Origin of the sequence: Actinokineospora sp. HUAS TT18 (assembly GCF_051364635.1) — a bacterium.
GTDB lineage: Bacteria > Actinomycetota > Actinomycetes > Mycobacteriales > Pseudonocardiaceae > Actinokineospora.
The window spans coordinates 7,108,030-7,120,139 of the sequence record NZ_CP195645.1 but is presented as its reverse complement, the minus strand read 5'-3'; the positions used below and the strand labels follow the sequence as shown (position 1 = coordinate 7,120,139).

Here is a 12,110-nt window from a genome sequence, read left to right as displayed (position 1 = left end):
TTCACCGGCACCGGCTTCGGCGCCTCGACCGGAGCGGCGCTCACGGACTCAGCCGCGGCATCGCCACCAACGCTTGCGGGCACCGCCTCGGTGCCGGCATCCGCACCGCCCTGCTCGACAGCCGCCACGTCGGACCCAACCTCGGCATCGGCGACAGGCTCGGCCGAGGCATCCGTCGCGGCGACAGCCGCAGGAGCCTCGGTACCGGCATCCGCCGTGACAGCGGCCTCGGCGGCAGCAGGAACAGCGTCGGCGGCAGGCACAGGAGCCTCGGCCACCGTGCCGGACCCGGCATCCACGGCGGCCTCCGCGGCGGCGGGCTCGGCCGAGGCAGCGTCGGCGGCGGGCTCGGCAGCGGTGGCCGACTCGGCCTCAGCAACGGGCTCGGTGGCCGCAGCGGCGCCGGTCCCGGCGGCAGGCGCAGCCGCGGCGGGCTCGCCTGCGGCGGTGGCGGGCTGGGCCACGGCGGGGTCGGTGGAGGTGGGCTGGTCAGCGCCGGACTCAGCGGCCGGGGCGGGCTCGGCCGCCGCCTCTGCGGCGGGCTCCCCGGTGGCCTCGGCGGCGGGCTGCTCGGGGGCGGCCGGGGCCTGCTCAGCGGGGGCGGAGTCTGCCTCGGGGGCGGGTGCGCCCGTGGCTTCGGGCGCGGTCGGGACTTCCTCCGCGGCTCCGGGGGCGGTGGGTGAGGCGGCGGGCGGAACTCCCGTCGTCTCGGTGGTCGCGGCATGCAGTGCGCCGTTGTCGTGCTCCGTCACCGTCTCGGCGCTCATGTCCCTGTCCGTCATGGCCGGCTCCTCCCGCCTGCGTTGCCCGTGTTCCCACGGGCGCCCCGCTCGCGGCGGGGCCCAGCACTGTGCGTACGGCCTCGGGCCGTGCGGCTTTACCCGCGCGCATTCAAACAGGTCAGGCGCCGCCTGGGTACTCCGAGGGCCGCAATGGTCATCATGGTGCCGCAAACTCGGCCGTCCGTGGGCCGACAACGGCAAGATTGTTCGACGGACAGTAATCTCGGCCGCGTGATCTCCCGTGTCGCCGTGCTCCCCAATCCTCCTCTTCTGGTCCCCGAGCTGGTCGCCGGGGACGACGCCGACGTGGCGGCGGTCCGGGCGGCGGCGCTCGCCGTGGCCAAGGACCTCGCGCAGGTCGCGCGGCGGTGGTGGGTTGTCGGGGCCGGGGAGCCCACTTCGGCCAGGGCGGGCACGTTCGCCGGTTTCGGGGTCGACGTGCGGGTTGAGCTGGGCGAAGACGCCGAGAATCAGCCCGCGGACCCCGACATGCCGCTGCCCGCGCTGGTCGCGGGGTGGCTTCGCCGGCAGGTGGGGGCCCAGGACGTCCACATGGACCTGGTGTCCCCCGACCTGCCGCCCGCCGAATGCTTGGCCAGAGGCGCGGCCATCCCCGACACGGCCCTGCTCGTCCTCGGCGACGGATCGCACCGGCATGGTGACCGGGCGGTCGGCAGGCCCGACGCCCGCGCCGAGGAGTTCGACAGCGCCGTCCGAGACGCGTTCGCCAACGTCGACCTCGACAAGCTCCTGGCGCTCGACCCCAAGACCGCCGACGAGCTGGGCGCGGCTGGGCGGGCGCCGTGGCAGGTTCTCGCGGGGGCCATCGCCAAGGACGGCAGGCCGTGGCGGTGTGTCGAGTCGAGCCTGCTGATCCCGTTCGGCGTGGCCTACCACTTCGCGGTCTGGGAGCCTGCGTGACGCGGGCCGTCGCGGTGGTCGGGCCGACTGCCACCGGGAAGTCCGACCTGGGCGTGGCCCTGGCCGAGCTGCTGGGCGGTGAGGTGATCAACGCCGACGCCATGCAGTTCTACCGGGGCATGGACATCGGCACGGCCAAGATCACCGTCGAGGAGCGCCGGGGCGTCCCCCACCACCAGCTCGACGTCCTGGATGTCCGCGAGACGGCGTCCGTCGCGGCCTACCAGCGGCAGGCCCGCGCGACCATCGAGGACCTCATCAGCCGCGACCGGGTGCCCGTGCTCGTCGGTGGCTCCGGGCTCTACGTCCAGGCCGTCATCGATGACCTCGACTTCCCCGGCACCGATCCCGACATCCGCCTCGACCTGGAGACCGAACTCGACCGCCATGGCCCGGCCCGGCTCTACGAGCGCCTGAAAGCAGCCGACCCGGTGGCCGCCGAGGCGATCCTGCCGACCAACGGCAGGCGGATCGTCCGGGCCCTGGAGGTCATCGCCCTCACCGGCAGGCCGTTCTCGGCGACGATGCCGAAGCCGGGGCCGCCGCGCTACGGGATGGTCCTGATCGGACTCGACCGCGACCCAGCAGCGCTGGACGAGCGCGTCGACCTGCGTGTCGAGCGGATGTTCGCGGCGGGGCTGCCCGACGAGGTGCGGGAACTGGAGAACCAGGGCCTCCGGGAGGGCCGAACGGCCTCCCGCGCGCTCGGCTACCAGCAGGTCCTCACCGCGTTCGACGGCGACCACGACCTCGACGCCGCCGCGGCCGAGACCGCCCGCGCCACCCGTCGCTTCGTGCGCAGGCAACGATCATGGTTCCGCCGCGACAAGCGCGTGACCTGGCTCGACGCCGCCCGCCCGGACCTGGTCGACGCCGCTACGGCCCTGCTCGACCGGTAGCCTTAGGACCGTGGCGATCGCGTTTCTCAAGGGGCATGGCACGCAGAACGACTTCGTGATCCTGCCCGACCCCGACGGCGAACTGGACCTGACCGACAGCCGGGTCCAGGCCCTTTGCGACCGTCAGCGCGGTCTCGGCGCCGACGGCGTCCTGCGGGTCGTGCGCACCAAAGCCCTCCCCGACGCGCCCGCCGACATCGACGGCGACGTCTGGTTCATGGACTACCGCAACGCCGACGGCTCCATCGCCGAGATGTGCGGCAACGGCGTGCGCGTCTTCGCCCGCTACCTGCGCGACGCGGGCCTGGTCGACACCGCCGAGTTCCCCGTCGGCTCCCGCGCGGGCCTGCGCCCGGTCGTGGTGCACCCCAACGGTGACGTGACCATAGACATGGGCCCCGTGCGCAGGCTCGGCGAGTCGACCACGACCGTCGCGGGCCAGACCTTCACCGGCACCGGTATCGACGTCGGCAACCCGCACCTGGTGTCCGTCGTCGAAGACCTCGACGCCCTCGACCTGAAGGAACAGCCCGCGTTCGACAGGGCCGTCTTTCCCAAGGGCGTGAACCTGGAGTTCATCGTCCCCGGCGCCCCCGGCGAGATCCACATGCGGGTGCACGAGCGCGGCGTCGGCGAGACCCGCTCCTGCGGCACCGGCACCGTGGCCGCGGCGGCGGCCGCGCTCGGCGGCGAAGGCGAACTGACCGTGCACATCCCCGGTGGCACGGTCCACGTCACCATCACCGAGGACTCCAGCACCCTCACCGGCCCGGCGGTCTTCGTCGCGAGCGGCGAACTCGACCAGGCCTGGTGGGATTCGCTCTAGTCGCGCGACCAGGCGGTCCGGAACCAGAGCACGCCCAGCGTCACCATCGCGACCTCGCTGATGATCAGCCCGATCCCCGGGCCGGGCGAGGTCAGCCCAGCCGACGACTGGCGCGTCCAGATGGCGAGCAGGCCGTCGACCGAGGCGAACCACGACCCGAGCGCGCACACCCAGGTCAGGCCCCAGCGTCGGGTGATCAGCGCGAGCGCCGACGCGCCGACGCCGAAGGCCAGCGACGTGGCCGCGAACAGGCGCGGGACCATGCCCGCCTTGCCCGCCGCGTCGCCCTGGTGCAGCAGCACGTCCCAGCCGGACGCCGAGCCCATCCACGGCAGCAGGTAGCCGATGATCAGCACGAACACCGCCACGGAGATGACCACGGCACGCCCGCCGAGTTCGACCGTGCGGGACATCTTGTGTTCGACGGCGTCGATCTCGCGGCGCAGGCCGGTCACGTCGTCTTCGGTCATGAGGTGGCGCAGCCTGTCGACTCGGGGAGCGGGGCGGGGACACCGAAGGCGGGCAGGCCGAGGCCGACCCCGGACGTCTTCGGCCGGATGCCCGCCTCGTGGTTGTCACCGGCGCGCGTGCGGCGGTGGGACACGACCGGGCCGTCGGCGACGAGGTGGTGCGGCGCGGCGTAGGTGATCACGGTCTCGACCACGTCGCCGGGGCGCGGGTCGGCGCCCTCCGGCGAGAAGTGGACGAGCCGGTTGTCGCGGGCGCGGCCGCTCATCCGGCGGGTGTCGGCGTCCTTGCGCCCCTCCCCCGTCGCGACGACGACCTCGACCGTGCGGCCGACGAGTTCTTTGTTGAGGTCCCAGGAGATCTGCTCCTGCAGCTCGATCAGCCGGTCGTAGCGCTCCTGGACGACAGGCTTGGGCACCTGCTCGTCCATGGTCGCCGCGGGCGTGCCGGGGCGCTTGGAGTACTGGAACGTGAACGCGCTGGCGAAGCGAGACTGGCGGACGAGGTCCAGCGTGGCCTGGAAGTCCTCTTCGGTCTCGCCGGGGAAGCCGACGATGATGTCGGTGGTGATCGCCGCGTCCGGCATGGCCGCGCGGACCTTCTCGATGATCGACAGGTAGCGGGCCGAGCGGTACGAGCGGCGCATGTCGCGCAGCACCTTGTCGGAGCCGGACTGCATCGGCATGTGCAGCTGGTGGCATACGTTGGGCGTCTCGGCCATGGCGGCGATGACGTCGTCGGTGAAGTCCTTCGGGTGCGGCGAGGTGAACCGGACCCGCTCCAGGCCGTCGATCTCGCCGCAGGCGCGCAGCAGTTTGCCGAAGGCGAACCGGTCGCCGAACTCGACGCCGTAGGAGTTCACGTTCTGCCCCAGCAGCGTCACCTCGAGCACGCCCTCGGCGACCAGCGCCTCGACCTCGGCGAGGATGTCGCCGGGCCGCCGGTCGCGCTCGGTGCCGCGCAGCGACGGGACGATGCAGAACGTGCAGGTGTTGTTGCAGCCCACCGAGATCGACACCCAGCCGGAGTGCGCTGAGTCGCGCCGGGCGGGCAGCGTGGAGGGGAAGACCTCCAGCGACTCCAGGATCTCCACCTCGGCGCGCTGGTTGTGCCGGGCGCGGTCGAGCAGCGCGGGCAGCGAGCCGATGTTGTGGGTGCCGAACACGACGTCGACCCAGGGCGCGCGGCGCAGGATCTCGCCGCGGTCCTTCTGCGCGAGGCAGCCGCCGACGGCGATCTGCATCGCGGGGTTCTCGGTCTTCGCGGGCGCGAGGTGGCCGAGGTTGCCGTACAGCTTGTTGTCGGCGTTCTCCCGCACGGCGCAGGTGTTGAACACGACGACATCGGCCACTCGCCCGCCGTCGGCGGCGACGTAGCCAGCGTCCTCCAGCAGGCCGGAAAGCCGCTCGGAATCGTGGACGTTCATCTGGCACCCGTAGGTGCGGACTTCATAGGTGCGCGCGCTCATCTCGCTGTCCGAGGGTACGCGGCCGCCTGCGCCCCGCCGAAGGCAGGCTTCTGGCACCATCGGCGCATGGCACGGACCCGGCTCGGCGGCATCCTGCTCGCGCTGCTCAGCGTCGCGGGTCTGCTCGCCGGATGCGACAGCGAGTTCCAGGGTGTGCGGCTGCGCATCGCCGCGGGTTCGCCGTCCGGGGTCTACCACAAGCTGTCGGTGTCGCTGGCGGGCTCGTGGCAGACGCAGCTGGGGATCGACCGGCCCGAGGTGCTGGAGACCAGCGGGTCGCCGGAGAACCTGCGCAAGCTGTGCGCCGGTGAGGCCGACATCGCCTTCAGCGCCGCCGACGTGGCCGCGCGCCCCACCACCGGCGTCCGCCATCCGCGCGCGCTGGCCCGCATCTACGACGACTACCTGCACGTCGTGGTCCGCGGCGACGGCCCGATCCAGGACCTCGCGGGTCTGCGGGGCATGCGGGTGGCCATCGGCTCGCCCGAGTCGGGGGTCGCCTTCATCGCCAACCGGCTGCTCGCCATCTCGGGCCTGGCCGTCCCCGGCGCGCTGACCACGCGCGACCTCGGCCTCACCGACGCGATCGCGGCGTTCAAGCGCGGCGAGGTCGACGCGTTCTTCTGGTCCGGCGGCTTGCCGACGCTGGCGATCACCGACCTGGCCAGCGTCGTGCCGCTGCGGCTGCTCGACCTCACCGACGACATGCCCGCGATGCGCAACCAGTACCCGGTCTACAACACCGCGTCGATCCCGGTGACGACCTACAACCTCGCGGGCGGGCCGGTGACGACCCTGGCCGTGCCGAACTTCCTGCTGGTCACCGACGCGATGACCGACGACGTCGCCGAGGCGCTGGTCCGCGGGCTCTTCGACTCCCACGAGATCCTGATCGCGGCCAGCCGGGCGGCGCTGTCGATCGACATCCACTCGGCCATCGAGACCGACCCGCTCCCGCTGCACCCCGGCGCGGCCCGCTACTTCCGCGACCGCAAGCCCTGACTCAGAGGCGGTCGGCGGGCAGGTCGACGGTCACCCGCAGGCCGCCGCCCTCGGGCAGGTCCAGGCGCAGTTCCCCACCGGCCTTGGCCACGATCCGGCTGACGATCGCCAGCCCCAGGCCCGACCCGGGCACGTTCTGGTGGCTGTGGCTGCGCCAGAACCGGTCGGTGGCGCGCTCCAGCTCGTCGACCTTGAGGCCGGGCCCGTGGTCGCGCACCGACAGCCGGACCCAGGGCCCGACCAGGTCGACGTTGACCTCCACGGCGCTGCCCGACCCGGTGAACTTCAGCGCGTTGTCGAGCAGCGCGTCGAGGATGCCGTCGACCCCGCGCGGCGGGGACATGGCCCACGTGTCGCCCGCGGCGCCGACGCAGTTGAGGGCGATGTCACGGGACACCGCGACCACCCGCCAGTCGGCGACCCGCTCGGCGACGACGGTGTCGACGTCGGTGGGCACGAGTTCGCCGCCCGCGCCCTCGGCCCTGGCCATCGACAGCAGCTCGTCGAGGATCTGGTTGAGCCGGTCGGCTTCGGCGGACGCGGCGACCCGGTGGGTCTCGGCCTCGCTGTCGACGTGGCCTTCCAGGTTGACCAGGCGCAGCTTCAGCGCGGTCAGCGGGTTGCGCAGCTGGTGGGAGGCGTCGGCGACGAAGGCGCGCTGCGCGGCGAGCGTGTCGCCCACGCTGGCCGCCATCTGATCGAACGACGTGCCGAGTTTGCGCAGCTCAGGCGGCCCGTGGGCGCCGCCGACCCGCTCGGCCTCCCGGCCGCTGACCACGGCGGCCACCAGCGACCCGGTGGCCTCGTCGAGCCTGCGGACCGGCCGCAGGATCCACTGGATGACCGGCACCGCCAGCATCAGCGCCAGCCCGAAGGCCAGCACGCCGCCCGCGGCGATGAGCAGCCACCACCACAGCATCCGCGACCGGCTGCGATCGGTCGGCGACACCGAGACAACGGCCCCGCGCACCTCGCCGTCGACCAGCACCGGGCCCGCCAGCACCAGTGGCTCGGCGTCCCACGGCAACAGCAGCGGCCCCGGCGCGGGCCGCCTGCCCGCCAGGGCCGCGTCGATGAGTTCGAGCACCTCGGGGTCGGCCAGGTCGGCGGGCACCGGTCCGCCCGGCGACGCCGAGCTCACCACCGGGTTGCGGTCGGCGTCGACGATGACGACGTCGATGCCGTACAGCTCGGCGTAGCGCTGCAACTCCTCCCGCATCGACTCCGGGCGCGCGTCGGTGAGCGGGCGCTGGGCCATGGACGCGAACCGGGTGGTGTCGGTGAGCCGGTCGAGGAACAGCCGCTGCTGCTCGGCGCCCGCCACCGACAGCGCCAACGGCACCCCGAGGCCGAACACCAACAGGGCGACCAGGAACCACACCATGCCCAACAAGCGCGTCCGCACGAACTACCTCCCCAGGTGGCTCAGCCGAGTCTGCCCGGTTGGCTCGCCAAGCGGTATCCCACCCCGCGCACCGTCTCGATCAAGGCGGGCCTGCCGAGTTTGGTGCGGAGCGTGGCGACGTGCACGTCGAGCGACCGGTTCTCCGCCGAACCCGCCCGCCCCCACACCTCGGCGAGGATCTGCTCGCGCGTGCACACCGAGCCCTGCGCGCCGACGATCAAGGCGAGCACGTGGAACTCCTTGCGGGACAAGGCGACCGCGGCACCGTCCACAGTGACCTCATGGCGGTCGAGGTCCACACGCACGTCACCCACCTCGGTGACACCGGCCAGTCCGGGCGCGCCCGGCACCGGCGACTTGCGCCTGCGCACCGCGTGCACCCTGGCCACCAGCTCGTCGACGTCGTAGGGCTTGACGAGGTAGTCGTCGGCGCCCGCGCGCAGGCCGAGGATGCGGTCGTCGACCTCGCCGCGGGCCGACACCACGATCACCGCGACGTCGCTGGCCGCCCTGATCTGTCGACACAGGACGATGCCGTCCATGTCCGGCAGGCCGAGGTCGAGCAGGACGACGTCGACCTCGGGCACGATGTCGAGCACCCCGGTGCCGCCCGCCAGGCGCTTGATCGTCAGGCCGCGGCGCACCAGTGCCGGGATGAGCGCCTCGGCGACGCGGTCGTCGTCTTCCACGAGCAGCACTCGCACGCGTGTCCTCCGGTTCAGCAGGCGCTTGTGTGACAGAGTTGAGACCCTAAGTGTTGCTCAAGCGGCATGGACATCGACGTGCGCCGGAGTAGGTTTCCCGCCATCGCGTGCCCGCAGACCGCCGCACTGTCACACGAACGCGCTCGTGGAGGACTCAATGACCGCCTCGAACCCCGCCCCAGCGATGATCCGGATGGAGGGGGTCGACAAGTACTTCGGGACGCTGCACGTCCTCAAGGACATCAACCTCGAGGTGCCCAAGGGCCAGGTCGTGGTCGTTCTGGGGCCGTCCGGCTCCGGCAAGTCGACGCTCTGCCGGGCCATCAACCGGCTCGAACCCATCAACTCCGGGGTCATCGAGGTCGACGGCAGGCCGTTGCCCGCTGAGGGCAAGCAGCTCGCGCAGCTGCGCGCCGAGGTCGGCATGGTCTTCCAGTCGTTCAACCTCTTCGCCCACAAGACGATCGCGGAGAACGTCACCCTCGCCCCCATGAAGGTGCGCAAGCAGCCCGCCGCGACGGCTCGCAAGACCGCGATGGAGCTGCTCGAACGCGTCGGGATCGCCAACCAGGCCGACAAGTACCCCGCCCAGCTCTCCGGCGGCCAGCAGCAGCGCGCCGCGATCGCGCGGGCGCTCGCCATGAAGCCCAAGGTCATGCTGTTCGACGAGCCGACCTCGGCACTGGACCCGGAGATGGTCCAGGAGGTGCTCGACGTGATGACCTCACTGGCGGGCGAGGGCATGACCATGCTCGTGGTCACCCACGAGATGGGCTTCGCGCGCAAGGCGGCCCATCGGGTGATCTTCATGTCCGACGGCGAGGTCGTCGAGGACACCACCCCAGATGAGTTCTTCACCGCGCCCAAGTCCGCGCGCGCGAAGGACTTCCTTGGCAAGATCCTGACGCACTAGGTAGTCCCCCGAGTGTTCGGCTGGACAGCGGCCGAATCGAAAAACCGAAGGAGCACGACATGCGATTCCGGGGCCTTGTGGTTGGCACCGTGACCGCCGCTCTCGCACTCTCGATGACCGCGTGCGGTAAGTCCGACACTGGCACGGGCAGCAACCCGCCCGTCGAGACCGCCGCGAAGTTCGAAGCGGGCACGACGATGGAGAAGCTGCAGAAGGCGGGCGCGGTCAAGGTCGGCACGAAGTTCGACCAGCCGCTGTTCGGTTTGAAGGGCCTCGACGGCAAGCCCGCGGGCTTCGACGTCGAGATCGCGAAGCTGATCGCGTCCAAGCTCGGCATCAGCGCCGACAAGATCGAGTTCGTCGAGACCCCCTCGAAGGTCCGTGAGGAGGTCATCGAGCAGGGCAAGGTCGACTTCGTCGTCGCCACCTACACGATCAACGAACCGCGCAAGCAGCGCATCTCGTTCGCAGGCCCGTACTACGAGGCGGGCCAGGACCTCATGGTCAAGAAGGACGACTCGGCGATCACCGGGCCGGACTCGCTGAAGGCGGCCAACGCCAAGGTCTGCTCGGTCACCGGCTCCACCCCGGCCGAGAAGATCAAGACCTACGTCGACGCCGCGAACATCGTGCTGTTCGACGTGTACTCCAAGTGCGCCGACGCGCTGCGCACCGGCCAGGTCCAGGCCGTCACCACCGACAACGTCATCCTGCTCGGCCTGATCGACGCCTCGAAGGGCGAGTTCAAGCTCGTCGGCAAGCCCTTCACCAAGGAGCCGTACGGCATCGGCGTCAAGAAGGGCGACGTCAAGTTCTGCGAGTTCATCAACAAGACGCTGAACGACAACGCCGCCGCCTACGAGAAGGCGTGGAAGGACACCGCGGGCAAGGTCTCCCCGGACACCCCGAAGCTGCCGACCACGGCTGCCTGCAGCTAGTCGACTGACCCGCGCTCGGGGCGCCTGCCTACCGCAGGCGCCCCGAGCCACTATCGGGAGTCTGATGTGAACGTCATCTTCGACAACTTCGCGCTCTACCGGGACGGGTTCCTCAAGACCCTGCTGATCTGCGCGTACGCCATGGTTGGCTCGCTGGTGCTGGGCACGGTGATGGCCGCGTTCCGGGTCTCGCCGGTGCCGCCGCTGCGCTGGATCGGCACGTCGTGGGTCAACGTCTTCCGCAACTGCCCGCTGACGGTGGTGCTGTTCTTCTGCGCCTTCGGCCTGCCGGAGCTGGGCATCAACGGCGCCTACTTCTGGTTCGGCGTGACCGGCCTGGTGCTCTACACCTCGGCGTTCGTCTGCGAGGCGGTGCGCAGCGGTATCAACTCCGTGCCCGCCGGGCAGGCCGAGGCGGCGCGGGCCGTCGGGCTGACGTTCAGCCAGTCACTCTCCAGCGTGATCCTGCCGCAGGCGCTGCGCACGGTCGTGCCGCCGCTGGGCAGCGTCATCATCGCGATGATCAAGAACTCGGCCATCGTCGGCGCGTTCGGCGTCGGCGGGGAGCTGTTCGCCGTGTCGGACACGCTGACCAGCGCCCGCGGTGAGGCCGCCCTGCCGGTGCTGACCGGTGTCGTCATCGCCTACTTGCTGATCACGATCCCCGGCGGGCTGTTCCTCGGCTGGCTGGAGCGGAAGGTGGCGATCGCCCGATGACCACGTCGGTCCTCTACGACACCCCCGGGCCCAAGGCCAAGCGCCGGGTGCTGTTCTTCAGCGTCCTGGCCGCCATTGGCCTGCTCGCGGTCGTCTACGTCGTCTATCGCCAGCTGGACAAACAAGACCAGTTCGCCGAAGACAAGTGGACTCCGCTGTTCGACCCCACCAATCAGTACTTCGACTTGGTCTGGCAGCGGCTCGGCGAGGCTTTGGCCGCCACACTGTTGGCCGCCGGGCTCGCCGTGGTGTTCTCGCTGATCATCGGCACGGCACTGGCGGTCACCCGGGTCACCTCGGCACCGTGGTACCGCTGGGCGGTGGTCGGCCTGATAGAGCTGCTGCGCGGCATCCCCGTCGTCATCATGATCTTCTTCGTGGCTCGGGTGCTGCCAGAGTACGGCGTCGACTTGGAACCGCTGTGGTTCCTCGTGATCGGCCTTACGCTCTACAACTCGGTCGTCATCGCGGAGATCGTCCGCGCGGGCATCAACTCGCTGCCCCGCGGCCAGCGCGAGGCCGCCGAGTCACTCGGCCTCACCCGCGGCCAGACCCTGCGGCTGGTACTGCTGCCGCAGGCGTTCCGGGCTATGCTCCCCGCGCTGATCAGCCAGCTTGTCGTGGTCCTGAAGGACACTTCCCTGGGCTTCATCATCAGCTACGAGGAGACGGTCCGCGTCGCGGGCCAGATCGTGCAGAACCTCGGAAACCCGATCCAGACGTACCTGTTGATCGCGGTCATCTTCATCCTGGTCAACTACGCGCTGAGCAGGCTTGCGATCTACGTCGAGCGCAGACTCAGCCGCGGCAAGAAGACCGCTAAGACCGAAGAAGGCGCGGCTACCCTGGCCGCCGATGACCTTGCGGGCGCGGGCGCGACAAACGTCGGCTAATCACGCAATGCGAGTGGCCGCTTCCTTGACGGAAGCGGCCACTCGCATTTGCATGGCAACTACTTGAGTTGACTAAGCCTTACGCTCAGCCCAAGCCCCATTAGCGACCTCACCAACACGACAGGTGTTGGTAATGTACTCGGTTGTGCGATACCACGCCGAGTAGTTGTTGTA

At 70.7% G+C, this 12,110-nt stretch carries 12 protein-coding genes; 8 read left to right on the top strand and 4 right to left on the bottom strand.

What is annotated here, in order from left to right:
- The first annotated feature begins 1,013 nt into the window (after positions 1-1,013).
- From ACSHT8_RS33245 to dapF, 3 genes are read left to right on the top strand one after another with little or no spacing between them, the layout of a single operon-like run.
- On the top strand, positions 1,014-1,703 hold the full coding sequence (locus ACSHT8_RS33245; protein WP_436495812.1) for a hypothetical protein: 690 nt from the start codon (positions 1,014-1,016) through the stop codon (positions 1,701-1,703).
- The gene (gene miaA / locus ACSHT8_RS33240; protein WP_436495810.1) at positions 1,700-2,602 is read left to right on the top strand and encodes a tRNA (adenosine(37)-N6)-dimethylallyltransferase MiaA; all 903 of its coding nucleotides are present in this window, start codon (positions 1,700-1,702) and stop codon (positions 2,600-2,602) included. The genes ACSHT8_RS33245 and miaA overlap by 4 nt, the downstream gene beginning before the upstream one ends.
- 10 nt (positions 2,603-2,612) lie before the next feature.
- On the top strand, positions 2,613-3,428 hold the full coding sequence (dapF, locus tag ACSHT8_RS33235; RefSeq protein WP_436495808.1) for a diaminopimelate epimerase: 816 nt from the start codon (positions 2,613-2,615) through the stop codon (positions 3,426-3,428).
- On the opposite strand, the gene ACSHT8_RS33230 is transcribed toward dapF, so the two are convergent.
- Positions 3,425-3,898 carry an Rv2732c family membrane protein gene (locus tag ACSHT8_RS33230; RefSeq protein WP_436495806.1) on the bottom strand — a complete coding sequence of 158 codons (474 nt, stop codon included), beginning with the start codon at positions 3,896-3,898 and terminating at the stop codon, positions 3,425-3,427. The two genes, dapF and ACSHT8_RS33230, sit on opposite strands and share 4 nt — an antisense overlap.
- Complete coding sequence (miaB, locus tag ACSHT8_RS33225; RefSeq protein ID WP_436495804.1) at positions 3,895-5,364, bottom strand: tRNA (N6-isopentenyl adenosine(37)-C2)-methylthiotransferase MiaB; 1,470 nt, start codon at positions 5,362-5,364, stop codon at positions 3,895-3,897. The genes ACSHT8_RS33230 and miaB overlap by 4 nt, the downstream gene beginning before the upstream one ends.
- Before the next feature lie 66 nt (positions 5,365-5,430).
- Here miaB and ACSHT8_RS33220 point away from each other — a divergent pair, with 66 nt between their 5' ends.
- The gene (locus tag ACSHT8_RS33220; RefSeq protein WP_436495802.1) at positions 5,431-6,366 is read left to right on the top strand and encodes a TAXI family TRAP transporter solute-binding subunit; all 936 of its coding nucleotides are present in this window, start codon (positions 5,431-5,433) and stop codon (positions 6,364-6,366) included.
- A 1-nt stretch (position 6,367) separates the two neighbouring features.
- Here the strand turns inward: ACSHT8_RS33220 and ACSHT8_RS33215 are convergent, their stop codons facing one another.
- Positions 6,368-7,771, bottom strand: a complete 1,404-nt coding sequence (locus ACSHT8_RS33215) for a sensor histidine kinase (RefSeq protein WP_436495800.1) — start codon at positions 7,769-7,771, stop codon at positions 6,368-6,370.
- A gap of 20 nt (positions 7,772-7,791) precedes the next feature.
- Entirely contained in the window at positions 7,792-8,475 is a 684-nt protein-coding gene (locus ACSHT8_RS33210) for a response regulator transcription factor (protein WP_436495798.1), read from the bottom strand.
- Between the two features lie 184 nt (positions 8,476-8,659).
- Between ACSHT8_RS33210 and ACSHT8_RS33205 the strand changes: the two genes are divergently transcribed.
- The 4 genes from ACSHT8_RS33205 (at position 8,660) to ACSHT8_RS33190 (ending at position 11,936) form a co-directional block, all read left to right on the top strand.
- Positions 8,660-9,388, top strand: coding sequence for an amino acid ABC transporter ATP-binding protein (locus ACSHT8_RS33205; RefSeq protein WP_436502241.1), 729 nt, complete (start codon positions 8,660-8,662; stop codon positions 9,386-9,388).
- A gap of 89 nt (positions 9,389-9,477) precedes the next feature.
- Positions 9,478-10,326, top strand: a complete 849-nt coding sequence (locus tag ACSHT8_RS33200; protein ID WP_436495796.1) for a glutamate ABC transporter substrate-binding protein — start codon at positions 9,478-9,480, stop codon at positions 10,324-10,326.
- A gap of 66 nt (positions 10,327-10,392) precedes the next feature.
- Entirely contained in the window at positions 10,393-11,043 is a 651-nt protein-coding gene (locus ACSHT8_RS33195; protein WP_436495794.1) for an amino acid ABC transporter permease, read from the top strand.
- On the top strand, positions 11,040-11,936 hold the full coding sequence (locus tag ACSHT8_RS33190) for an amino acid ABC transporter permease (protein WP_436495792.1): 897 nt from the start codon (positions 11,040-11,042) through the stop codon (positions 11,934-11,936). Before ACSHT8_RS33195 ends, ACSHT8_RS33190 begins: the two co-directional genes overlap by 4 nt.
- Positions 11,937-12,110 lie beyond the last annotated feature (174 nt).